The organism is Akkermansiaceae bacterium, from assembly GCA_019634595.1.
Classification (GTDB): Bacteria; Verrucomicrobiota; Verrucomicrobiia; order Verrucomicrobiales; family Akkermansiaceae; genus Luteolibacter.
In genome coordinates this window covers 13,154-37,209 of the sequence record JAHCBC010000005.1, presented here as the reverse complement: position 1 = coordinate 37,209, position 24,056 = coordinate 13,154, and the positions used below count along the sequence as shown (strand labels likewise).

The window sequence follows — 24,056 nt, the reverse complement described above, 5'->3', positions numbered from 1 at the left end:
TCACCACCTGCTGATCTCCAGCACGGTGGCGTTCAGGGCTTCCAGGTTGCCGATGTTGATGCCGTCGGTGTCCAGGCTGTCGCGGTCGGTGGCGCCGCGCCAGCTTCCTTCCAGGCGGTCGTGGAAGGCCCATTCGCGGTCCTGCTCACGGCCCATGAATTCCCACGCACCCTCCGGGATGAGGATGCGCAGGTCGGTCATGTCCAGGTCCGGGTGGAAGTTCGCCACGACGAGGAAGGATTCCCTGCTCTCCGGGTCATGGCGGAGAAAGGCGTAGATCCAGTGGCCGGAGACTTTCTCACCGGGCTGGCGGCCGAAGGCGGGGTTCTCCCGGTTGAACCAGTTCAGCCCGAAGAATTCCCCGCGTGTGAAGGCGGGCCGCGCCAGCACGGACAGCAGCTTGCCATACCAGGTGCGGAGATCCTTTTGTTCCGGGCTGAGACCGCCGCCGTCATAGCGGCCGCCGTTCACCCATTTCACGAACTCCTTCATGCACCAATAGTCGAAGATGGTGGTGCGCTTGTGGTCGGTGCTGAAGCCGGCCTCATCGCCGCCGCACTCCCCCACTTCCTGGCCGCTGTAGATCATGATGGGGCCGCGCCCCATGCCCAGCAGGACGGCGGAGGCGGGCCGTCCGGCGTGCATGCCATGGCCGCCCCATGCCTCCGCACAGGCGATGCGCACCTCGTCATGGTTCTCCACGAAGCGCAGGGATTTGTGGAAGCGTTCTTCCGCGAACTCCCCGCCGTCGAAGTCGTTGGCCCACTTTCCGGCATCATAGATGCCCTCCGCGACGTCGTAGGTCTGCTTGTCATAGACGCCGTCGAACCCGGCATCCAGCAGGGCGTCCAGCACGTGGCCGTCGGTGAGCTTCGCGGGGTCGTTGTTGTAGGCTTCCGCGGAAAAGAAGACGCCGGGCTGGCGCGCGCGCGCGCGTTTCACCGCCCAGCGCCAGAACTCCATGGGCACCATGTGGGCCATGTCCGCGCGGAAGCCGTCCACACCCATCTCCTGCCAGTAACGGAGGATCTCATCCATGGTGCGCCAGGTCTTCGGCACCTCCTCACACGGAGCATCCGGCCCGGGCAGGTGGGAGGTGTCCCGGCCGGTGGTGAAGTCATGGCCGTAGTTGATTTTCACCGTCTCATACCAATCGTCCACGGAGGGAGTCCATGAGATGACGTTGTTGCCCGTCACCTTTCCATACTCCGCCTCCGGGCCGAAGAAACCGTCACCGGATCCGGGCAGCTTCAGCGGCGGTCCGTCGCCGGGATCACCACGGCGCAGATAGTAGTAGTGGTTGTCCCGGTGGAAGAAAACGTCGCGGTCATCCCCGTGGCCGAAGGTGTGCTCCGGACGGATGTCGGAGACGTAGCAGCGGGAGACATGGTTGGGGATGAAGTCGATGATGACCTTCAACCCCAGGCCGTGGCAGCGGGCGACCAGATCGCGGAATTCATCGATGCGTTTCTCCGCGTCCAGCGCGTAGTCCGGGCAGACGTCGAAGTAGTCGCGGATGGCATAGGGGCTGCCCGCCTCGCCCTTGAGGATGTCCCGGTCATCGGCGGGACGGCACGGGTATTCCGTACCGCTGGCCTGCTCGATGATACCGGTGAGCCAGATGTGGGTGAAGCTCATGTCCTTCAGCGAGGTGAGCGCGGCTTCATTGATGTCGGCGAATTTCCCACAGCCGTTCTCCGCCAGGGTGCCGTTCCTTTTCCGCGTGGTGTTGGTGTTGCCGAAGAGGCGGACGAAAAGCTGATAGATCACCGGGCGGGGGGCGGCGGGCGTGTTCTTCTCGGACATCGCCTGCATTGTCCCCCATCACGCGGGATCTTCAATGGTGCTTTTCCCTTTCTTCGCGGATGACGGCGAGCATGTCATACAGCGCCATCACCATGGTGAGGCAGGTGAGGAACGCGCAGGCACCCCACCAGATGAGGAACATCCACGGGCGCGTCCGCAGCCAGTCATCGACCAGCCACAGTCCGCCCGCCATGAGACCGAGCGCGAGCAGGAGCATGCGCGCCATGATCTTCCGCCGCGTGCCGCGGTTCCGCAGCATCGAGCGGGCGATGCGTTTGTCAGATTCCCAATCCACGGGTGGTGATGCGGTGAGTCTAGTGGATGAGGCTTTCCCGTCGATGAAAAGAGGAGGTGAAACGCGGAGGTGTGGGTGGAAAGAATCCAACCGCAGATGAACGCAGATGGGCGCAGATGAAGAAATGGAGGGGCGTAGCGGAGGACGCATCTCCTGACATTTTTACAAAAAATCCGAGGGTCCGGAGGGCGGGCGGGCGGTGAAATTTAGGATTGCCAATGAACGGCACCTGCCACAGATTCCCGTTGTTGGAACGACGGAGGGCTGTTCTGGATCTCGTTTCCCGGACTCCCCCAGGGTCAAGCTCATCTGCCCGCGATCATGGCGATCCGCGCACAAGCACTTCCCGCTCCGTCCACTCGGCCACCGGACTGTCCCATGGTCCGCCGCCGTCCCGCCCTTTCCCATTTCTACTGAATTTCCCATCCACCATCCCTTATGGCCGGTCACAACAAGTGGTCAAAGGTCAAACACATCAAGGCCCGCGTCGATGCGATCAAAGGCAAGGTGTTCAGCAAGTGCGCCCATGAGATCGCGCTGGCGGCCCGTGCCGGCGGCGGGGATCCGGGCATGAACGCGCGGCTGCGCACCGCGGTGGACAACGCGAAGGCGGTGTCCATGCCCCGCGAGAACATCGAGCGCGCCATCAAGAAAGGCACCGGTGAGCTGGGCGGAGACGCCATCCAGGAGGTGACGTATGAGGGCTACGGACCGGCGGGCATCGCCTTTCTGGTGGAGATGGCCACGGACAACCTGAACCGCGCCGCGGCGGACATGCGGACGATTTTTTCAAAAAACGGCGGTTCGGTGGCGACACCGGGCAGTGTTTCCTATCAGTTCGACCGCCGCGGGGAGATCCGCATGGCGGCGTCCGGGACCGATGCGGACCGCATCATGGAGGCGGCCATCGAGGCCGGCGCGGATGACGTCCACAGCGACGCGGATGAACACATCATCCACACGGCGGCGAACGAGCTGGGCACCGTGGCCAACGCGCTGCGCGCCGCGGGCCTGAACCTGGTGTCCGAGAAGATGGTGTCCCTGCCGCAGAACCCGTCCGTGGTCTCCGACGTGGATACCGCCCGCCAGATCCTGAAACTTTACGACGTGCTGGATGACTACGCGGACACGCTGAACGTGTTCACCAACTTCGAAGTGACCGACGAGGCGCTCGAGCAACTGTCGGCCTGATCCCTTTCTCTTTTTTCCCCGAACCATTTCCTGATGAGCAACAACACGAACGAGGAAACCTTCGCCGAATCCGCCCCTGAAAAGAAGGTGGCGAAGAAAGCCGCGAAGAAAACGGCAGCCAAGAAGGCGGCGGCGAAAAAGACAGCCGCGAAGAAAACCCCCGCAGCCGCCGAGACGCCTCTGTTGATCGACGTGCCGGCGGCACCGGTGACGCCGAAGACCACCCGCAAGACGGCGGCCCCCGCGCCTGCCCCCGAAGCCGTGGCCGACGCCGCACCCGCACCCGCAAAAAAAGCGGCGAGGAAGACCGCGAAAAAAGCCACGAAGAAGGTGACCGCGGAAGCTCCCGCGGAAACGAATTTACAAGCTCCCGCTCCCGCACCTGCCTCCGCAGCTCCGGCGCCGGTGGAGGCCGCACCTGCCCACACGGCACCCGCCGTGGACGAGCCGAAGCGGTTCGGCCGGGTGCCGGGTGGTGGACCGACCACGCCCCGCGCGGATGTGCCACAGGATGCGGCGGCTTCCTCCCCCTCCCCTGTCCCGCCGCAGGACCAGCCACGCCCACAGGGACAAGGCGGACACCAGCAGGACGGCGCGGAGCAACAGGGTCAGGGTGGCCAGGGCGAGAGCCGCAGCAAACGCCGCCGTGACAAGCGGAAGAAACGCCGCGAGCAGATCCGCAACGAACGCGGCCAGGATGGCGGCGGCGGTGGTGGCGGACACCCGCAGCAGCAGCCACAGCGCCAGCGCGGCAACGACCGCCACCAGCGGGGCAACGACCGCCACAACAACCCGCGCGGCGACCGCCAGCAGAACGACGACCGCGAGTATGAGAACCGCGGCCCGGTCCAGCTTTCCGGTGAGAAGATCGAAGTGGACGGCATGCTGGAACTCGCGCCGAAGGGGTTCGGCTTCCTCCGCGTGCCGAAGAAGAATTTCGAACAGGCGCGTGATGATGTCTTCGTCACGCCGGAGATCATCCGCAAGAACCACCTGCGCCTGGGCCAGTGGATCCACGGCACCTACCAGCAGGGTCCGCGCGGCCCGCAGCTCGTGGAGATCACCGCGGTGAACGGCATGCCCGTCGCGGAGGCGTCGAAGCTCCCGCACTTCGACGAGCTGAAGGCCATCAACCCGAGCAAGCGCATCAGCTTCGAGACGACGCCGGAACGCTTCACCACGCGCGTGGTGGACATCATGGCGCCGGTGGGCCGCGGCCAGCGCGGACTCATCGTTTCCCCTCCCCGTTCCGGAAAGACCACGCTGCTGCTGCACATGGCGGAAGCCATCCGCACGAAGTATGAGGAAACCATGCACCTGATGGTGCTGCTGGTGGACGAGCGCCCGGAGGAGGTCACGGAGTTCCGCCGCGCCCTGCCCGGAGCGGAGATCTACGCCAGCTCCAACGACGAGAACGCGCGCAGCCACTGCCGCATCGCGGAACTTGCCATCGAGCGCGCGAAGCGCCTGGTGGAGGCGGGGAAGGATGTGTTCCTGCTGATGGACTCCATCACCCGCCTGGCCCGCGCCTACAACGGCAACATGAACAACCGCGGACGCGGCACCGGCTCCGGCGGCATCACCATCGGCGCGCTGGAGGTTCCCCGCCGCCTGTTCGCCGCGGCGCGGAACACCCGTGGCGGAGGCTCGCTCACCATCCTCGCCACCGCGCTGATCCAGACGAACTCCCGCGCCGATGAGGCGATCTTCATGGAGTTCAAGGGCACCGGCAACATGGAGCTGGTCCTGGACCGGAAGATCGCGGAAAATTACATCTACCCCGCCGTGGACATCTTCAAGTCCGGCACCCGCCGGGAGGAACTGCTGCTGCCGGAGCACATGCTGCACAAGATCCACCTCATCCGCCGCGGCCTCTCCGGCCACCGCCCGGTGGAGGCAATGGAACGCCTGCTCTACTTCCTGAAAAAATTCCCGAACAACCCGCAGATGCTCCTTGAGATCAAGGGTTAAGGAGGGAGGACATTGCGGCAAAGCCGCTATGTCCAACCTCGCTCACGCGAAGATCTCCCGCGCGACCTTGCCCGCCACATCGGTGAGGCGGAAGTCACGTCCCGCGTAACGGTAGGTGAGTTCCTCGTGATCCAGGCCCATCAGCGCGAGAAGGGTCGCATGCAGGTCATTGGTGTGCATGCGGCCGTCGATGGCCTTGATGCCGAGTTCATCCGTGCCGCCGTGGGTGTAGCCTTTCTTCACGCCGGCACCAGCGAGGAACATGGAGTAGCCGGTGATGTTGTGGTCGCGCCCGTCCTGGCCCTGTGCGGACGGCTGGCGGCCGAACTCGGAGCCGAACAGGACCAGCGTGTCCTCCAGCAGCCCCCGCTGGTCCAGATCCTCCAACAGCGCGGCGGTCGGTTTGTCCACATTCGAGGTGCGCTCGATCAACCCCTTGTGGAGATTGTTGTGATGGTCCCATCCCGGTTGGCAGATCTCGACGAAGCGGACTCCCGCCTCGCTGAGACGGCGGGCCATGAGGCACTGGCGGGCGAAGGCCCCGGCGGGGCCGTCCTTGATGCCGTAGGCCTCCTTCACGTGCTCCGGCTCCTTTGAAATATCCAGCAGTTCCGGCACCTTGTCCTGCATGCGGAAGCCCAGCTCATAGGAAGCGATGATGCCATCGACCGGGTCCGGAGCGCCGGGCGTCGCGGCATAGCCACGGTTGAGGGACTGGATGAAATCGAGCTGCTTCCGCTGCCGCGATGCCTCAGCCGATGCCTTCAGGTTGGAAAGGAACCCCTTGTCCGTGATGCGCGTCCCCTGGAAGTGGGCGGGCAGGAACGAGCTGCCGTAGTTCACGGCTCCGCCGAAATTCGGTGATGGATTGATGGTGATGTAGCCGGGCAGGTCCGCATTGTCCGTGCCCAGTCCATACAACAACCATGATCCCATGCTGGGCCGGGTGAGCGCGGCGTTCGCGCTGCCGGTGTGGAGCTGGACCACCGCCTGCGGGTGGGCCGGGGTGTCCGTATGGAGGCCGCGCAGCCAGCACATCTTGTCCGCATGGGAGGCGATGTTCGGCAGCAGGTCGGAGAACCAGGTGCCGGTTTCCCCGTATTGCTTGAAGCCGAACTTCGAGGCGACCAGCTTGCCGCCCCCGGGCGAGGTCTTGCCGTCGCTTTTCTGGAGTTCCGGCTTGTAGTCGATGGTATCGACCCCGGACATCGCGCCTTCCATGAAGATGAAGATGATGCGCTTCGCCTTCGGTTCGAAATGCGGCTTCTTCGGGGCGAGCGGATTCACCGGCGCGGGCGCGGCGCGGAGGGCGTCCTTGCCAAGCAGACCGGCGAGGGCGAGGTAGCCGAACCCGGCACCGGCGGAACGGAGGACGGATCTGCGGGAAAAATGGGAATGAGGGTTCATGGGAAGATTTCTGGAAAAGTTTCAACGGACGAAACGGAACTCCGCGGAGGCGAAGACACTCTGGACAAGGGTCATCCATGCGGCGGTGCGGGCGTCACCGGCCTCCACCACCTCTTCGGTCGCGGTCTGGTCATCCCGCGGGATGTCATCCGGATTGGCGGCCTGGGCATCCGCGACGATGGGACGGTCCGCATCGGATGATTCCGAAATTTCAGCCCGCGCCACCAACGTCTCATGCGGCGCGTTTTCAAACTCTTCCAGCAAGGCCAGCGCGGCGGAAAGCTCACTTTCATGCGGCTCCCGGCCATAGGCGCTGAGGAAGACCGAGCGCACGCGCTCCTCACCGGGCACGTCCCCTGCAGCGAGACCGCCAGCCAGAGCCAGCGCCTGGCCACGGACGAAGGATGAGTTCAACATGAACAGCGCCTGTGACGGAACCGTAGTTTCCTCGCGCCTGCCGGAAACCAGTGTCTGTCCCACCGGATCAAACGCTTCCAGCGCGCGTGGCGTCACGCCACGGAGCAGTGGAAGATAGACGCTGCGATGGAGCGAGGTGTTCGCGTTCCGGTGGACGGTGGCCGCTTCCTGGCCGTTGTCCCGCATCTCGATCATCTTCAGCTTGTCCACGGGAGCACCGGAAGGCGGCTGGCGGTCGAGCTTTCCGGACACGGCCAGGATGGTGTCCCGGATCTCCTCCGCGCTCATGCGGCGCGGTGCGTGCCGCCAGAGCAGGCGGTTCGCCGGATCGACCTCCAGCAGCCGGGCCGGTGCATCACCACCCAGACGGTAGGTGCGGCTCAGAACCAGCTCGCGGATGGTTTTCTTCACCGACCATCCACCGGCGACGAAGCGGTTGGCCAGATGATCCAGCAGCTCCGGATGGGATGGCGCGTCACCCGTCACACCGAAGTTGTCCACGGTGATGACCAGTCCCTCGCCAAAGAGGTGCTTCCAGATCCGGTTCACCGCCACGCGCGGCGTGAGCGGATTGCCAGGATGGGTGAGCCACTCCGCGAGCTGCAGGCGGCCGCTCTGCGCGGGGTCGATCTCCGGTGCGCCGGGCACCGCGAAGATTCCCGGAAAACCACGGGGCACCTCCGGCCCCAGGCGCTCCGCCTCACCGCGGATCCGCACCTGGGTGTCCGCGATCTGTTCCGCCTCACGGACTCCATGGACCGCGAGCCCGCGCGCCGCGGGATCGGTGAGGTCCATCAGCTCCGCCTGGGCTTTCTCATACCGCAGGCGGTAGGCGCGCTGGACGGGCTGGCCGTTGGCGTTTCGCTTCAGGCCCTCCGGCGTGCCGCGGATCTCATCCCACTCTTTCTTCGCCTCATCCGCCTTCTTCCGGAGTTCCGCCGCTTTCACGGGGTCCGGTGGAGGAAGATCATCGGAGGTAAGGCGGACCAGCTTCTCCGCATCATAGTAGTCCAGGCCGCCGCCGCCCATCTTGTTGCGGACGCCCGCGCCGTCCTCCGTGCTGGTGAAGATGCCCGCGAGCGAATAGTATTCCGTGGTCGGGACCGGATCGGTCTTGTGGTCATGGCAGCGGGCGCAACTGACCGTGAGGCCGAGGACGGAACGGGTGACGGTGTCGATCTGTTCATCGACGTTGTCCATCTGGAAGCGGATCTTGAAGCGCTGGTTCACATCCTTCACGCCCAGCGCAAGGAAACCGGTGGCGGTCAGCAGGCGGTCGCGCTCCTTTCCATCCTCTCCGGGAAGAAGATCCCCCGCGATCTGCTCACGGAGGAAGAGGTCGAACGGCACATCCCTGGAGACGGAGTCGATGACATAGTCGCGGTACTTCCACGCGTGGGGATAGGGAATGTTCCGTGACGGTCCGGTGGACTCACCGTAGCGGGCAACATCCAGCCAGTGCCGCCCCCAGCGTTCGCCGAACGCGTCCGAGGAAAGAAGACGGTCCACCACCTTCTCATACGCATCCGGCCCGGCATCACCCATGAAGGCGCGAAGCTCCTCCGGAGATGGTGGCAGGCCGGTGAGATCATAGCTCACGCGGCGCAGGAGCGTGGCGCGGTCCGCATCCCCCACGGGAGCCAGACCCTTGCCTTCCAGCTTGGCCAGGATGAAATGATCCACCTCCCCCGCGGGCCACGCGGCGTCCTTCACCACCGGGACGGGCGGCGTGGCGAGCGGCTGCCAGGACCAGTGGGATTTACGGAGATTCTCGTACTTCGTGCGATCCTTGCCGATGTAGGACGGAATCTCCTCCTCCGGCCACACCGCCCCGTCATCGATCCATTTCTCCAGATCCGCGATCTCAGCCTCACTGAGGGCATCACTGTCCTTCGGCATGCGCCGCCGTTCCTCCGCGTGCCGGATACGCCGGATGAGGGAGCTTTCCCCGGCATTCCCGCGGACCACGGCGGCACCGCCATCCCCTCCCTGGAGGAGGCCGTTGAGATCATCCACACGCAGGCCACCGGCCGCCTTGGTATCGGCGGCATGGCAACTGTAGCAATTCTCCGACAGGATCGGGCGGATGCGTTTTTCGAAGAATTCGAGCTTCGCGGGATCAGGGGAGGCATGGACGGCGGCGGCAGGGAGCACCGCTGCCAGCGGGATGAGCAGGCACTTCATGGGATGGGTTGCTTTCCGTGAGGGAACTCAGTTGGCGGCGGTCTCACCGGAGCCTGTCTCCACACCGACCGGCTGGAGCAGCAACGTGCGGTCCGGGATGCTCTTCATGTTCATGCGGCGGGTGACCGGATCCTGATAGACGCACAGCAGCCAGCGGCGGTCCTTGCGCACCGCGCAGCGCGTCTCCGTCAGGCGGTTCCAGCGCCCCTCGTCCTGGAACTCGAAGCGGACGCCCTGCACCGCCCCGGCCTCCCCTTTCAGCTCGAGATCCGTCATGCCGCCGGAGGCCGCCTCGACATAGCTGCGGCCGATCGCGCCACGGATGGCCTTGCGGGAGAAGTTGACGACCCGGTAGGTGCCGAGGGGAAAGCGGTGGCCATGGTCCACCAGCACCGCCTGGTAGGGTTCCGCCGCGCCGGATGGATTCGGCACCAGGATCACCAGCGCCTTCTCCACGTTCGCCGGGATCCGGACCTTTGCGGCTGCGGCGGGTGGAGCCTTCGGGTCGCCCGCCGGCGTGCGGTGGAACACGGCGAGATCACCCTCGACGGGAATCGTCACCGGGTCCGTCATGTTTGCCGTCGAAAGACGGACGGGTTCCGAGCCGGACGTCTTCGCCAGGTGGATCGTTTCCTGCCCGGCGACATACTTGAGGCAGTAGAATGAAACAGCGACGTTCCGGGATTCCGCATGGAGCGGCAGGGCGAGGGTGAGGAGCAGGAGCAGTTGTTTCATGAGATTCAGATTTCGGATGGAGTGAGCCAGCGGAAGGAGACGATGCTGATCCGGCGGCCGAATTTCTTGTTCACCTCCGTGGAGGCCTTGAGGGTGGGATCGTCCTTCGGATCGACATGATCCGGGTAGCGCTGGACCGTCGCCTCGCACCAGGCGCGGACCACGCGGCCTTCACGGTCCACGGCTTCACCGCAGGTCCGGATCACGAAGGTGTCGCCCCGCACGGTGAGCTGGGGCAGGAGCGGGGTGAGGATATCCGCCTGGGTGATGAGGCCGGGCGCGCCATCCGCGGTATTGCCGGATCCGGCGCCCTGGTTCGCCCCCGTCGCCACCCGGAAATCAAAGCTGCGGTCGAGGATGCCTTCGTTGATGCCGGATTCATCAATGGCGGCCTGGACCGCCCCCGCGGAGGAAAGCTTCTCATCCCCACCGGGCTGGCGGTTGACGAACTCCGCGAGCGAAAGAAACGGCCCGCGCTTCTTCACCTGCTCCACCAGAGCCCCGGCAAGAGACTCGATCTCCTCCGCGGAGAGGCGGCGGTGGCCGCTCCATTTCTCCCGGTCGGATGCGGCTCCCCCCGAAGAACCGTTGTTGCCGCCGACGGATGGCACGTTGCGGGACACCGGCACGCCGTCACCGCCCGCGATGTCACCGCCCGAAAGGGGCACCGGGGCATTGAAGTTCGAGGCTAGCAACGCCTGCCATGCCGCGATGCTGGTGGAGTTCACGTTGAAAGCCCCCTTCACGAGCAGGTTCGCGGCGATGTGGTCGTGGGCTTCCTTGTCGGCCAGGAGGCGGTCGGTGATGGCGGACGGGGTTTCACGCCCTGTGTAGGGTTCGAAGCGGAGGTTCGGCAGAGGCTCCCTGCCGGCCAAGAACTCCGTGAGCAGCGACTCCCTCCGCAGCGCGGGGCTGCCATGGCGTGCGGGGTGATCCACGGCGCCCGAAAGGAAGTGGGAATCCAGCAGGGCGTTGTTGGCGAAATAGGAATGGTCGAGATAAGTCCTGCTTCCAGCCACCTCCGTGACCTGGTCAGCCGGGATCAGGGCCGGTGCGAAGGAGTTCCCGAAAGGATGGGCCACCAGGGGAAGCTGCCCGCCCACATTGAGCGGCGCGTGGGTGAACTGCCCCAGCGAGAGCGCGGGTTCCAGCGGGAGCGAGGAAAAGGAGGCGAACTCCGAACCGCTCTGGGAATAGACTCCGGAGCCGCCGTACCCGCGGTTGCCGTCGTTGCTCAGCTCGATGGTCGGGCTGTCCGGCGGCCAGTCCGTCATCGGCTCCCATTTGAACTCATACTGGTGGTGGGAGAAGTCCTCCGCCTGGTCCAGACCGCCAACGGCGTAGAGATTTCCCGGATTGTTGTTGATCCAGGACCGGGATGGGAATTTCGAATCCCGCTCGGTCTTCTGCTGGAAGGAAGCGATGAGGAACGGCTCCTTCCAGCGGATGGCGTCATCCGCCCCCGCTTCATCCGGGTCCACGCTGGTGTTTCCGGGGGATGTCTTCGGGATCGATGGATCGACCACGATGGTGGGAAGATCATTCCGGCCGAATTCCGGCAGGTATTCCTTTTCCTTGTCAGCGTAGTCCAGCTCGATGCCTCCGATGAAGCGGCGCTGGGTCCTGGTCCCGATGCCGACGTAGTATTTGAGGAAGCCGGTCACCTCGCGCTTCCCGGTTTCCGTGAGTTCATCCGCGCCCGCGCGCTCCGGCTTCACCTCCACCTGGATCTTGTCGCCTCCCTTGACCGCAACGGTGCGGATGGTCTTCCCATAGTCCTTGCCGGTGCTGGCTCCCGTGGGGCTGACGAAAAGATTCTGGGTGGTGACGCCGCCGATGTCCTTGCTGCTGCTGGCACCGGCCGGAGGATGGAAACCAGGCCTCATGGTGAGTCCCTGGAGATTGTAGCGATGGCTGCCATGGAGGGTCCACTCATGGCCGGTGAAGACGACATGCTCACCCGGCTGCAGGACACGGCTGGACTGGCCTTTCTCCGGCAGCAGTTTCAGGAGATAGAAACGGTTCTGCCGGTTCTTGAAATCATTCTGCGTGTGGGCGTCCGTCAGCCGGGTGTAGTTCTCCGCCAGCCGGGTGCCGTTCTTGTAGAGCCGGAAAGCCATCGGCACGCGGTAGAGTTCGATGGTGGCCCCGCTGAACTGCAGCGGGACGTTGTAAGGATTCCAGAGCGTGATGACCGGATCGATCACCAGCCAGGTGATGTAGTTGTCCCGCTGGCTGGCGGGGGTGGATCTCGCCCCGCCGTTCGCCCACATGGTGTCGAGCGTCTTCTGGTTGACCCCGAATGCCAGGCTGAAGACGAACTGCGCCTTTGCGATGACCGGTGCGATCTGCTGCCCGTTGAACGCCGGCTGGCGGAGCAGTTGCTCCGAGGAAGTGATGGCCGCCGGATCCGGCCTGTCCACGACGGAAGCGGTGGTCACCGCGTGCGACGGCGTCCCTCCTCCGGAAAGATCCCGGTAGGAACGATAGTGGGAATGCAGCAATGCCCAGGAAGGATCCGGGGAAGGAAACGGATTCGCCCCTTCGAACCGGACCGGAGGCGGCAGCAGGGGGGTGTCATTTCCGGAGTAGAGGAAACGGTCCGCGTGGCTGGCGGGCAGAGCGTCGTCCTTGAAAAGCTGCGACAGGTCCTTCTTCCATCCACCGTCCACGGAATCCGTGAGCAGTCCGAAGGATCCCGCCGTCGCATCATGGAAGGAAGCGTCCTCCTTCTTCAGCCCGATCAGCCGTGACTGGCCCAGGGAAATGAGACGCCGCCTTTCATCCCTGCGCGTGGAGAGCGGCTTCCAGTCGAACGCCTTCACCGCTTCATAGCCAGGTTCATGGGCGGCGGACATGCGGTCCATGCCGCGGGCGAAGTCCTTCCCCTCCCCCTCGTCCGCTGGCAGTGAGATATCGATCTTCTGCGACTGGTCGAAGACCGCCCATGCAAAGCCGTCGTTCCGACCGCCCCTGCGCGATGAACCGGCAACCTCGACGACTCCCGCTTCCACCGCGTCCTTCCCGGATGCGCCCGGAGGGGCCAGCCGGATCGTGCGCCCCCCGGCGGGTGCCTTCACGAAATCAAGGTCACGCGCAGCGTCACGCTCCGATGAGGAGACGAGCCAGCCTTTGAAGCGGCTCTTTTTCTCCCGCTCCCAATCCGGCGCGTTCCCTGAACCGTCCCACTTCCATCCCTCCCATACCCCGGTGAGGTGGGGGCGGACATCCTGCCCCTCTCCACCGGATGGAGCGGTCACCCGCTGGTCCTGGCCTGCCAGAACCTGGAGTTCGCCGATGGCCATCTGCAGCGCCAGCCGTGCGTTCGCCCTGGCCCGCTGGACCTCACGGTCGTTCCCCGCGGTGCGGACCGTCACCGCCGAAAGGGTGGTCATCGCCAGCGCCAGCAACATCAGCAGCGAGAGCATCAGGATCGTCGCAACGAGGGAGAATCCCCGCCCGCCACGTTTCTTCCGCGGTTTCATTCCGTACACGGTGGATGGCATCTTTTCTTTCCGTATGGTTCTCAGTTGACCGTCTCGATGCGGTAGAACTCGGCTGGATTCCCGGCATCGATGGTGATGGTGGCGGTCCCGTTGCCCTCCCCATCCGTGGCCGAGGTTCCGAGGTCGGTGCCGAAGGAGATGAGATCGGTGGACCCCCTCACCGCGTAGGTCGTGGACGGCGCTCCCCGGAAGTGGATGATGAAAGATCCGCCCTCGATGCGATGGGACACGATCTCCAGCGGGACCGTCCCGCCGGTGACGGTGATGGTGTAGGTTGTGGTCACCGGCCCGTTCGGACCATCGAGCGTGATGGTGTAGGTCGTGGTGACGCCCGGGGTGAGGGAAACCACGGCGTTTCCATCCGTGGTGGCCACCACACCGACGCCGTTGTCGATGGTGACGGAGGTGATGTCCTTGCCCACCCTCAAGGCCAACTGGGCGCTCTCCCCGGCATTGATGGCCGTGCTGGAAATGGATGAATGGAGGAGACCGGTGGTGCGGTTCCACCAAGCATTCCGGTGCGCCAGGATTTCGCTCTCATCCAGGATCCGGTCATAGATGATGAGATCGTCGATCTTCCCCCGCCAGAAGCTGCCGTCGAGACCCTTTGCCGAGCCGATGACCCAGGCACCCTGCGAAGGTTCGAAGAACTTCTCCGGTTTGCCGGTTCCGGCAGGCTGGCCGTCGATGTACCAGCTCACGAGGTTCACATCGAGATCCACCACGCCCACGAGATGGCTCCATGCACGAGCGGGAACCTTTCCAGTGGAGGAAATCGTCGTCCCGCCACCAACATTGGAGCGGACGGTGCCGGTATCATCCACCGAAAGGATCTGGCGGCCGGTGTAGGGAGGCGTGTCCTGCTGGGAGACGAGCACCCGGTTGGCGGTGCCGTTGCCAGGGTTCGTCTCGATGATCGCCTCGACGGTGAACCCGACGAGAGCCTCATCATTTGGATCGATGATCCGGTCCGTGAGGATCGCGCCGGCGGCGCTGAACGTGCCTGCGCCATCAAGGAACCCTCTGGCTCCCAGATTCACCGCGATGTGGTTGCGGAGAACACCATCGTGGGGGGCGCCCCTTCCGGCGGAGTCCACGACCAGGCCGGAGGAAACACTTTCATTGAAGCGATACCAGGCCACGGGATTCGCGGCGCGGATCACCGCGGAGTGGGCGGTGTCCGGCGCGGGTGGAGCGGCTTCGAGTTCGTCCGAGCCGATCACGTTGGTGAACCGGAGTTTGAGATCGGTCGCCTCCGCCGCCGGGATGTCGCGGAAGCCGCGCAGGTCGGTGAACTCCAGCAGCCCCTCGGCTCCATAGGTGAGCCGCCCTTCGACCGCCGTCGGAAAGTCCCCCGCGGTCGCCGCCCAGTGCAGCCGGACCTTGTCAGGCTCCACCCCATCCGGGGACGGCAGCGATGTCGCTTCGAAGCCGAGGATCACGGGTGCCGTGAGCTGGTTGTAGGTGAGATCGAAAGAAGCGGTGTAGGTGACCCCTCCCGTCCCCGTCGCGGTGAGCGTGTAGGTGGCGGATGCGGTGGGCAGGACGGCCAGGACGTTCGCGTTGCGGTCCGCATCGATGGGGACGGTGCCGATGCCGTTGTCGATGGTGACGGAAGTCACGTCCGCACCGACCAGGGCCAGCAGGTCCAGCGGCGTGCCCGTGACTACGGTGGAAGCCGTACCTTTGAAGAAGAGGATGCCTTTCGTGAGCTGGTACCACGCCTGGTGGTGGGAGGAGATGCGGGAGTCCGCGGGATCGCCATCCCGGTCCGGATCATCCAGCAGATCACGGAAGACCGCCACCTCATCGATGGCTCCCTTGAAAAGATTGCCGGTCAGGTTTTTCGCGGAGCCGATGACCCATCCACCCTCCGTGCCTTCCAGCGTGATGCCGCCGGACGGGGTGATGGTGTCCGCCAGCTTTCCGTTCAGATACCAGCGGAACTGCCCGCGGTCCGGATCAACGACGAACACCACATGGTTCCAGGAGTCCGGCACCAGCTTCGCGGCGGAGTCATGCCCGGTTCCGCCCAGCACGGAGAAAAGCGTGCCGTCCGGCCTCACCGAAATGATCTGGCGCCCGGTCCCGTTGATGTCCTGCTGCGAGATGATCACGTTGTCGATCGTCGCGGCGGAGTAATGCTTCACGATGAGTTCGACAGAGAATCCCTTCGGCACCTCCGCGTCCACCAGCCCGGGGTTGAGGATCTGGCGGTTCAGCACCGTGGTGCTTCCCGCGAACACACCCGATCCGTCGATGATCCCGGTCCCGCCCGCGATGGTTTCACCCCGCACGGTTCCGTTGTTGGGGATGGCGTTCTCCGCGGAGTCCACCAGGTGCCTCGAACCGGCGGCCTCGTTGAACCGGTACCACGCCAGCGGATTCGATCCACGGACGACAGCGGAGTGGGCGGTCTCCGCCTGCGGGGCCGCAGCCGCCTGGACGGTTCCGGTGGCATTGGTGGCGGTGAGGATGAAACCCGGAGCGGTCGTCTCCAGGTCAACGAATCCCACCAGCGACCCTTCCGGGATGGTGTGCAGCAGGACCCCGCCCGGGGTCTCCCCCTCACGGATCTCCGCCGTCGTCGGATTCGGCAGCCCGCCTTCGGAAATGTTCCAGTGGAACCTCAGCTTTCCGGCGGATGGCAGGCGGGTGATGGTGAATCCTTTGATCTCCGGTTCCGAAAGGACGGCGGGCGTCACATCGCTGGCATTCCAGAACACCGCGCGGTGGACCACCCCGGCGAAGCTGGTGACCTGCGCCGCGTTCGTATTGAAACGCGGATCGATGGCGTTGGTGGTGTCCCGCGCCAACCCTCCCGCGTTGCCCGTGTTCAGTGTTTTGACACTGAGGGTATCGTTGCCGGACCAGTTGCCCGGAAGGCCCGTGATCACGAACGGATCGAAGATGTCATCAACCTGCCCATCCTGTTTCACCCGGAGTTCGAGGGTTCCGGCATGGTTCCATGAGGCGGAGAAAGAGTAGCTGACCCCGGCCTCCAGCACGCCGATCGCGCTCTGCAGGGCGATGCTGGGGAGCGTGGCGTCATTCAGGCTTTCAGGATGGGTGGTCGCTTGGGCACCCTGCTTGCTCAGCAACGTCGGCACACCGCCGATCAGGTAAAGGCCGGAGCCGCTGGAGTTTCCCCCGATTTCGATCAGGGTCTTCGTTCCCGTGAGATCGGAGGCAGCCGGGGTGAAGCTGACATTGAAAGTGAAGCCGGAGGAATGGGGATGCTCTCCCGCATTGTCGATCACCGGCACACCGGATGGATTGTCGGGCGGCTGGACATTTCCATCGCTGACGATGTCCTTCTGCTGGCTGTCATAAAGAGCGGTCCCCGCCTCCAGGCCCACAAGGATCTCGGCGGATGCCGGGACGGACCAGCCCATGGCAAATGTGGCGGCCAGATAGACAAATCGATGCTTCTTCATGCAAATAGATAAATTGGTAGGGTATAAAGGCGCGTTGAGCCGGATGCGGCTTGCTTCATTCCAACGGGCTGGCCACGTCGCCTTACCCCATCACTTCCCGGGAAATCCCTTCTCGGGTCTTTCCACCTGCCGGTCCGACCAGACCGTGGACCGCCATCGGCCGGTCCCCTGCTTCCTCAAGCTCGGTGACCGGGAAGGAGTTCTCGTCCTCGGGGACGTGCAAAACCTTCCGGCGGGAAAACCATACCAGAATACTACCTTTAGTCAAGTATCCGATTAAAGAATCTACATCGCGCTGTTGACTGCGAACGCAACCACCACCGCAAGGCGGCCGGTCCGGCCTCATTCCGTGCGATTCAACTGTCTCACAAGCCCGGTGATCCGGCGGGAATCACCGGCTGGCCACAATCATCCACCCGAGGATCATGATGAGGAGGAGGAAGCCTCCAACCATCAGGAAAAGGGTGACGCCGGTTTTCTCGGGATGCTTCGCAGGCTGGTTTGGACGGTTTTCGTTCATATCCACGATTCCGCAGATGCCAGACCAAAGATGCAGGAGCCTTTTTTTGAAGGACTTGCACCATTCGTCCCGCGCCCCGGGTTCCCTGCATGGGAAGATTCCGCAATCCGACCGGAGCAGATCGCCCGACCAAGCGGCGGACACCCACTCCCACATCATGCACCACCCCACGGGATCGCGTGGGTTATCCCCGCCCTATCATCTGTTAGAGTTTCCCCGGACTGCCCGTGGATGACCACAACCGGGCGGCAGGATTTCGTGTAAGTGTGTGTGTCAGGGACGGATCTGCTCATGGCAGGTCCGTCCCTCCCGCGCGGAGGCCTGCCCGCCCAGCGGAGGACGGAGATATTTCCTGCTGGATCATCCGTCCGGCTTCCGTATTCCGATCCTATGCCAAAATCCATTCCGTGGGGGCTTGCCGTCCTCCTTTCCGCCTCGTTCGCTTCCGCCGAGATCACCCTCGCCCCGTTGTTCCAGGATGGCGCGGTGCTCCAACGTGAAAAGCCGGCCCCGGTCTGGGGCAAGGCAGCTCCGGGAAAGGAAATCACCGTCACCTTCGCCGGGCAGACCAAAAGCACCACGGCGGACGCCAGCGGCAGGTGGCAGGTTGCGCTCGATCCCCTGGCAACCAGCGCGGAAGGGCGGCCGCTCGGTGTGACCGAGGCAGGCCTGCCGCCGAAGGAGGTGAAAAACATCCTCGTCGGTGAAGTATGGCTCGGCAGCGGCCAGTCCAACATGGAGTGGACCGTCAACAACACCACCCCGGAAAACAAGGCGGAGGCGGCGAAGGCCCCCGTCCCCCTGCTCCGCCTGTTCCAGGTTCCGAAGAAGGTCAGCAACAAGCGCCAGGAAACCGTGGATGCGAAGTGGACGGAGGCGACGCCCCAGACCGCGACCCATTTCTCGGCGGTCGGTTATTTCTTCGGCAAGTTCCTGACGGAGGAACTCAAGGTTCCGGTCGGCATCATCCACAGTTCATGGGGCGGTTCCCGGATCGAGCCATGGTGGGCGGATGAAGGCCTCAAAGAGGTGCCGGATCTCGCCGGTCTTTACGAACAGCGGATCAAAAAGCAGCCCGGCTTCCCGGAATATGACAACGCTTTCAAAAAATACGTCGGTGATGTGCGCACCTGGAGTGATGAGGCGCAGAAAGCCATCGACGGCGGATTTCCCGTCCCCGACATGCCCGTGGGACCGGAACTGCTGAAGGCGGGATCCGGCGCGGAGACCGGCACCTACCAGGCGATGATCCATCCCCTGGTCCCCTATGCGCTCCGCGGCTTCCTCTGGTACCAGGGCGAGTCGAACTCCGGCGAAGGCATGGCCTACACGCTGAAGCAGGAAGCCCTGCTCGCCGGATGGCGGAAGCAGTTCCGCGCGCCGGACGCGCCGTTCCTTTATGTGCAGCTCGCCCCTTTCTTCTACAACGAGGGCGCGGACAAGGTCATCCCGCAGTTCTGGTGGGCGCAGCAGGCATTCCTCAAAGTCCCCCACTCCGGCATGGCCGTGACCAACGACATCGGCAATCCGAAGGACATCCACCCGCAGGAGAAGATGGAGGTCGCCCGCCGCCTGTTCCTGTGGGCGATGGCGGACACCTATGGCAAGAAGGACCTCGTCCACTCCGGGCCGTTGTTCAAAGGCTACAAGGTGACGGAAAAGGGCATCGAGATTTCCTTCGACCACACCGGCGGCGGTCTGGCCACCCGTGATGGGAAAGCACCCACGCTTTTCGAGATCGCCGGAGCCGACGCCCAGTTCCAGCCCGCGGAGGCGACCATCTCCGCCGATGGCAAGACCCTGCTCGTCAGCAATCCCGCCGTCGCCAAGCCGGACCGCGTCCGCTTCGCCTGGTCCCAGGTCGCCTCACCGAACCTGATGAACAAGGAAGGCCTGCCCGCAGGCGCCTTTTACACCCACTACCCCGTTGACCCGTCCCTCGGCATCAATCTGCTGAAGGGCAAGCCGCACAAATCCAGCCACCCGAACACCTATGGCTGGGACCTGGGCCTCACGGACGGCAACTGGGGCACCCATGCCCCCACCGCCTATGCCACGGACGCTTCCGCCACCTTCCCGAAAACCGTCACGGTGGATCTCGGCTCGGTGCAGGACATCCAGGCGGTGATCTATGGCACTCCATCCATCGGCGCCACCAAGACCGTCGCCGTCTCTGTCAGTGAGGACGGCGCGAACTTCACCGAGGTGGGTCGCAATGATTTCCCGCCGAAGAAGGCGGCGAAAGCGGAAGCCCGCTTCGCACCGAAGAAAGCCCGCTACATCCGCGCAACCTTCATCGCCAACCACGCGGCACAGGATGACTTCGGGAACACCTTCGCGTTCCTTTCCGAGATCGAAGCCTACGGCCCGCAGAAGTAAGGCGGAGAAATCAGCCAGCGGTGGCGGCCTCTTTCCCGCAGCGGACCTCGTGAGAGGTTCGGCGGGGTGGATTCGCCACCGGCAAACCGCTTCCTGGTCCTGCATGGACATCCCCCCAGCCGGAAGTCTCACCGGTTCCGCCCCCACGCCCCTCTCCGGACAACCGGTCCGGAAAAATCCCCCCCATCGCCATTTCACGTTGAACGGACCGGCGGGAGATCCCACCCTTTCCCCGGCAAGCATGACCGGGCAGGAAAACATCGCCGCGCGGACGGTCGTGAAAAGCATGGCAGTGAACGCCGTGCTCGCGCTGGTGAAAATCGTCACCGGGGTGGTGGGGAATTCCTACGCCCTCATCGCGGATGGCATCGAGTCCCTCAACGACCTCTTTTCCTCCCTCGTCGTCTGGTGCTCGCTGAAGGTGGCGCACCGCCCGCCCAGCGAGAAATACCCCTACGGCCTCGGAAAAGCGGAGCAGCTCGGCGCGTTGTTTTCCGCCGTCTCCCTGCTGGCCGCCGGTGGCGTCATCATCTGGCAAAGCGTGGGGAACATCATCCACCGGCATGAGCCGCCCGCCTGGTTCACACTGCCCGTCCTGGTCGTCGTCATCATCACGAAGGAACTTCTGTCCCGCCATGCCCTGAAAAAGAGCGAGGAAACCGAAAGCACCGCGCTGAAGGGGGACGCCTGGCACCACCGCGCGGACGCCATCACCTCCGCCGCCGCGTTCGTCGGCATCCTCGTCGCGCTCATCGGTGGTCCCGGCTTCGAGAAAGCGGACGACATCGGCGCACTCGTCGGCTGCACCGTCATCGTCTTCAACGGCATCCTTCTCCTGCGCACCGCCCTCCATGAAAACCTCGACGGAGCGCCCTCCGTGCAACTCCTGGAGCAGGTGCGGTCCGCCGCCGCCGCCGTCCCCGAGGTCATGGGCATCGAGAAGCTGCGCATGAAAAAAATGGGCCTCGGCTACTTCATGGACATCCACATCGAGGTGGACCCCGACATGACCGTGGTGAGAAGCCACCAGATCGCCCATGAAGTGAAGGACTCCATCTGCCGCGACTTCCCTCAGGTGACGGACGTCGTCACCCACATCGAGCCATACGGAGACGGGGATTGACCCGCCTCCGGCGGCCACTTGCTCAGGAAGCGGCCTTTTCCAGGGCGCGCCCGATGATGGTGCTGCCGCTGAGATGGCGGACTCCGTGTTCCTGCCGCATCCTCCGCAGACGGAGCAGCGGTTTCCCCAGTGCCCCGCCATCGGCGAGGTAGGACCACCAGCCCAGACGGAGCGCCCGCTGCCGTGCCAGCGTGGCATAGCCCGGCGGGGGCAACTGGAGAGGGCCCGTGATCTCCCTCCGCCGCAGCAACATGGAGAGGTTGCCATCCTGGCGGCTGGAGATGACGTCGAAATAACCGCTCGCGCATGCCGCCAGCGTTTCCCGTTCGAAGTAATGGAGGTGCGCCTTGAAATAACGGTTCGCAGGGGAAATGGTGGGCGACAGTCCCCATGGCACCTCGATGAACAGGACGCCGCCCGGTGCCAGCAGTCCGTGCAGGCGCGCGAACACCCCGCGCGGGGACGGCAGGTGCTCCATGACGTGGAACAGGGTGATGACGTCATGGACTCCTCCCACATCCGCCAGTTCCTGTGTCAGCATCTCCACTCCATACTCCTCCCGCGCGTAGCTGGAGTAGCCCAGGTTCGGCTCCGCGCCGCGGCTCAGGAACCCACTGTGGCGGCAGATGAAGACGAACTCCCCGCTCCCCGCGCCGATGTCCAGCAGACGGCCTCCGGTGATTCCGCTGGACCGCAGGAAGCCGCACCTGCGGAGCGCCTGCCGCACGGAGCGGTGGACGTGCTTCGGCTTCGGGCTCCATGTGCCCTTGTAGTCCATGCGGTATTCGGACGCATAGTAGCCGCTTCAGTTCATCAGTGGTGGGCATGTGCGCCTGCTGGATGAGTCCGCAGTCCCCGCAGAGGTGGACCGGCAGCGGCAGGCGGGATTTGCAGTCGGTGCGGGAGATAATGGTGGAACGGGTGCCTTGGCACAGGGAGCAGTTCATGGAAAAAATGGAGTGAGGTTGGTTCGTTTCTTTTTGAGGGACCCGCCGCTTTCCGCATGCGGGCGCGCGCGCACGGACAGCCGTGCGCGGACAGCCGTGCGCGGTGGGTCCGGGAAAGCACGCGCGTGGTGGTGCTCAGCCGCGGACCGGGTGGGGTCGGGAGCGGCCCGGGGAAACCTCCGGGCCGGTGAGGATGGCGGCCGTCCATCGCGTATGAGCGAGTGGTGGCCGGGAGCGCGCCGGAATCAGATCAACGGCGGCAGTTCCACCTCAGGAAAGGGTGAGTCCGGCCTGGTGGCTACCAGTGACGGACATGGAACGGGTGAGCGGCCATCAACGCGGAAGGCATCCGCGTGCTGGTCCGTACACGTCTCGGAGGAGAAATCGAAAACGGTGTGATAGTGGTAGTCCGCTGGCAGCGGACGGGGTGTCATGGTGTCTCCGCCGGATGATTCACCGCCCGGGCCGGATGCCGTGACGGAGTCATCCACGCAGTGCGGCGGCTGCAGCTCATGGCCCGCCGCATGGGCATGCGCGTGGCCGGTGGTTTCCGCCCCCGGTTCCCACGAAACGAAGATACCCGTGAGAACGAGCAGGCTGTAGAACCATTTGCGGCAGGAGGACATGCTGGGTGCTGGAGGGGACCGGGAGGATCACGGCGCGGCCTCCCGTCTCCGGAAAGCCGCACCGGTGGGAGGTCAGTCGAGGATTTTCACGGCGATGGGCTTGAGCTTGCCGCCGGTGTTCTCGACCTTCACTTCCACGCTCTGTCCTTCCTTCAAAGCGTCGAACCCGACTTTTTTGTCTCCCTTGGTGAGGGAAGTTTCCGGTTTCAGATAGAGTTCGATGAGTTTCCCGTCATCGGCCTTCACGTAGATTTCCGTCTCCGCAGGGACCACCTTGTGGACCTTCCCCTTGTAAGTGCCGGTGTCGATCACATCCGCTTCTTCGGTATCAGGGCCCTTCTTCTTGTCCTCCGCATGGAGCGGGCTGGCGAAGGCGAGCGCGATGAAGGCGAGGCCGCAGCATTTGATCATGTGTTTCATATTTTTGTCAGGTTTGGTTTCGTTCTTCTTTTTTGTGGTTTCCAGGAAAGGCGGATGCCCGTGAAAAAGGGCACGGTCCTCCCCGGGAAAGGGTCATGGGGGATCACACGGAGGTCCGGCAGCGCGGTGGGGAGGAGGGATCGCGGAGACACCGCATCCTGCTGGGACGCTCCCCCCCTCTGTTGGCTCCGGTGGACGGGGGCCGTCCTGCCGGAAGGCCGCACCGGGGGGAGATGATACTGCCGGTCAGGCAGTCCTGCGCGTCCGCGCGCTGTTTCGTGGGATCAGGAAAGGTAGCCCTGCGGAGGGCGGATGAGCAGGTCCGCCGGACGGCGCGGCCCGTTCCTGTCATCCCCCGCCAGCAGGATGCTGCCTGCAGGCGCTGGTTCCGGCATGTCCGCCGCCGCCACGCTGGCGATCACCGCAGGTGCATCCACCTGCACCGCGATCCGGTGGCTGTGTTCATGCGGTTTTCCGCCATTTTGTTTGTCCGGGGACGGGGAATGCCTCCCGGCATCCAGAAAGTCCCTGTAGTCATGGTGGGTATGGCTCACCCCCGCTTCATGGACATGGGAGTGTGTCAGCACCATCACCAGCGGGGCCTTTCCCGCTCCGAATCCCACCACCAGCGCCACCACCACCCACAGCACCCTGAGGACGCTGCTGGCGGAACCGCGGAGCGGAGATGGATTCATCGGAAGCAAGTGAAATCCGGATGACGACGGATTCAAGGAAGAATCGCTCCACCCGATGGAAGTTTGTCCTCTTGAAATCGGCAGGTGATTCCCACCTCCCCGATCCCTTGTCACAAAAGTGGTAAATTTCCGGTTGCCCTCCGCACCGGATGGCCCTATGCCTTTGGCCGTCGGCAGTCCGCGTCAGCGGAACGCTTGGCGACACCCTCAATGCCTCGGTAGCTCAGTTGGTAGAGCAGAAGACTCTTAATCTTTTGGTCCTTGGTTCGAATCCAAGCCGGGGTACTTCCAATCATTCGGAAATAAGGAGGACGGGTCGCATCCGGAGAACCGCGGAATCGCCGTGTCCACCGTGGCCCGCCACATCAAGCCGGTCTGCCGGAAGCCCGGCATCCCC

15 protein-coding genes and 1 tRNA gene are annotated in these 24,056 nt (G+C 64.2%); 5 read left to right on the top strand and 11 right to left on the bottom strand.

The genetic code is table 11. From position 1 onward, the window contains the following. Both KF712_18205 and KF712_18200 read right to left on the bottom strand, forming a co-directional pair. Positions 1–1,806 (bottom strand): hypothetical protein, encoded by a 1,806-nt coding sequence (locus KF712_18205; protein ID MBX3742923.1) that lies wholly within the window; start codon positions 1,804–1,806, stop codon positions 1–3. A gap of 31 nt (positions 1,807–1,837) precedes the next feature. Further along, positions 1,838–2,101, bottom strand: coding sequence for a hypothetical protein (locus tag KF712_18200; GenBank protein ID MBX3742922.1), 264 nt, complete (start codon positions 2,099–2,101; stop codon positions 1,838–1,840). 438 nt (positions 2,102–2,539) lie between these two features. On the opposite strand from KF712_18200, the gene KF712_18195 reads away from it, so the two are divergent. Beyond that, on the top strand, positions 2,540–3,292 hold the full coding sequence (locus tag KF712_18195; protein ID MBX3742921.1) for a YebC/PmpR family DNA-binding transcriptional regulator: 753 nt from the start codon (positions 2,540–2,542) through the stop codon (positions 3,290–3,292). Between the two features lie 261 nt (positions 3,293–3,553). Further along, entirely contained in the window at positions 3,554–5,263 is a 1,710-nt protein-coding gene (rho, locus tag KF712_18190; protein ID MBX3742920.1) for a transcription termination factor Rho, read from the top strand. A 42-nt stretch (positions 5,264–5,305) separates the two neighbouring features. On the opposite strand, the gene KF712_18185 is transcribed toward rho, so the two are convergent. From KF712_18185 to KF712_18165, 5 genes are read right to left on the bottom strand one after another with little or no spacing between them, the layout of a single operon-like run. Continuing rightward, on the bottom strand, positions 5,306–6,670 hold the full coding sequence (locus KF712_18185; GenBank protein MBX3742919.1) for a DUF1501 domain-containing protein: 1,365 nt from the start codon (positions 6,668–6,670) through the stop codon (positions 5,306–5,308). A gap of 21 nt (positions 6,671–6,691) precedes the next feature. Further along, entirely contained in the window at positions 6,692–9,271 is a 2,580-nt protein-coding gene (locus tag KF712_18180) for a PSD1 domain-containing protein (protein ID MBX3742918.1), read from the bottom strand. Positions 9,272–9,298: 27 nt separating this feature from the next. After that, positions 9,299–10,006: a hypothetical protein gene (locus tag KF712_18175; protein MBX3742917.1), complete on the bottom strand. Its 708-nt coding sequence runs from the start codon at positions 10,004–10,006 to the stop codon at positions 9,299–9,301. Between the two features lie 5 nt (positions 10,007–10,011). Continuing rightward, entirely contained in the window at positions 10,012–13,491 is a 3,480-nt protein-coding gene (locus KF712_18170; GenBank protein MBX3742916.1) for a hypothetical protein, read from the bottom strand. 41 nt (positions 13,492–13,532) lie between these two features. Continuing rightward, positions 13,533–16,949: a LamG domain-containing protein gene (locus tag KF712_18165; protein ID MBX3742915.1), complete on the bottom strand. Its 3,417-nt coding sequence runs from the start codon at positions 16,947–16,949 to the stop codon at positions 13,533–13,535. Between the two features lie 910 nt (positions 16,950–17,859). Here KF712_18165 and KF712_18160 point away from each other — a divergent pair. Together KF712_18160 and KF712_18155 are read left to right on the top strand one after the other, a co-directional pair. Beyond that, positions 17,860–19,848 (top strand): discoidin domain-containing protein, encoded by a 1,989-nt coding sequence (locus tag KF712_18160; GenBank protein ID MBX3742914.1) that lies wholly within the window; start codon positions 17,860–17,862, stop codon positions 19,846–19,848. 241 nt (positions 19,849–20,089) lie between these two features. Next, positions 20,090–20,971, top strand: coding sequence for a cation transporter (locus KF712_18155; GenBank protein ID MBX3742913.1), 882 nt, complete (start codon positions 20,090–20,092; stop codon positions 20,969–20,971). Positions 20,972–20,993: 22 nt separating this feature from the next. On the opposite strand, the gene KF712_18150 is transcribed toward KF712_18155, so the two are convergent. The 4 genes from KF712_18150 to KF712_18135 form a co-directional block, all read right to left on the bottom strand. Continuing rightward, a complete protein-coding gene (locus tag KF712_18150) occupies positions 20,994–21,749 on the bottom strand; it encodes a class I SAM-dependent methyltransferase (GenBank protein MBX3742912.1) in 756 nt (251 codons plus the stop codon). Positions 21,750–22,163: 414 nt separating this feature from the next. Then, positions 22,164–22,544, bottom strand: a complete 381-nt coding sequence (locus tag KF712_18145) for a hypothetical protein (protein MBX3742911.1) — start codon at positions 22,542–22,544, stop codon at positions 22,164–22,166. Positions 22,545–22,616: 72 nt separating this feature from the next. Then, the gene (locus tag KF712_18140) at positions 22,617–22,964 is read right to left on the bottom strand and encodes a hypothetical protein (GenBank protein MBX3742910.1); all 348 of its coding nucleotides are present in this window, start codon (positions 22,962–22,964) and stop codon (positions 22,617–22,619) included. 284 nt (positions 22,965–23,248) lie between these two features. Then, entirely contained in the window at positions 23,249–23,659 is a 411-nt protein-coding gene (locus KF712_18135) for a hypothetical protein (GenBank protein MBX3742909.1), read from the bottom strand. Between the two features lie 212 nt (positions 23,660–23,871). Between KF712_18135 and KF712_18130 the strand changes: the two genes are divergently transcribed. Further along, positions 23,872–23,944, top strand: a tRNA-Lys gene (locus KF712_18130). Positions 23,945–24,056 lie beyond the last annotated feature (112 nt).

Excerpts from the sequence above, each read along its gene's own strand:
- KF712_18205 (MBX3742923.1), bottom strand. The coding sequence starts at position 1,806 with ATGTCCGAGAAGAACACGCCCGCCGCCCCCCGCCCGGTGATCTATCAG.
- KF712_18195 (MBX3742921.1), top strand. The coding sequence starts at position 2,540 with ATGGCCGGTCACAACAAGTGGTCAAAGGTCAAACACATCAAGGCCCGC.
- KF712_18185 (MBX3742919.1), bottom strand. The coding sequence starts at position 6,670 with ATGAACCCTCATTCCCATTTTTCCCGCAGATCCGTCCTCCGTTCCGCC.
- KF712_18180 (MBX3742918.1), bottom strand. The coding sequence starts at position 9,271 with ATGAAGTGCCTGCTCATCCCGCTGGCAGCGGTGCTCCCTGCCGCCGCC.
- KF712_18175 (MBX3742917.1), bottom strand. The coding sequence starts at position 10,006 with ATGAAACAACTGCTCCTGCTCCTCACCCTCGCCCTGCCGCTCCATGCG.
- KF712_18170 (MBX3742916.1), bottom strand. The coding sequence starts at position 13,491 with ATGAAACCGCGGAAGAAACGTGGCGGGCGGGGATTCTCCCTCGTTGCG.
- KF712_18165 (MBX3742915.1), bottom strand. The coding sequence starts at position 16,949 with ATGAAGAAGCATCGATTTGTCTATCTGGCCGCCACATTTGCCATGGGC.
- KF712_18160 (MBX3742914.1), top strand. The coding sequence starts at position 17,860 with ATGCCAAAATCCATTCCGTGGGGGCTTGCCGTCCTCCTTTCCGCCTCG.
- KF712_18155 (MBX3742913.1), top strand. The coding sequence starts at position 20,090 with ATGACCGGGCAGGAAAACATCGCCGCGCGGACGGTCGTGAAAAGCATG.
- KF712_18150 (MBX3742912.1), bottom strand. The coding sequence starts at position 21,749 with ATGGACTACAAGGGCACATGGAGCCCGAAGCCGAAGCACGTCCACCGC.
- KF712_18145 (MBX3742911.1), bottom strand. The coding sequence starts at position 22,544 with ATGTCCTCCTGCCGCAAATGGTTCTACAGCCTGCTCGTTCTCACGGGT.
- KF712_18140 (MBX3742910.1), bottom strand. The coding sequence starts at position 22,964 with ATGAAACACATGATCAAATGCTGCGGCCTCGCCTTCATCGCGCTCGCC.
- KF712_18135 (MBX3742909.1), bottom strand. The coding sequence starts at position 23,659 with ATGAATCCATCTCCGCTCCGCGGTTCCGCCAGCAGCGTCCTCAGGGTG.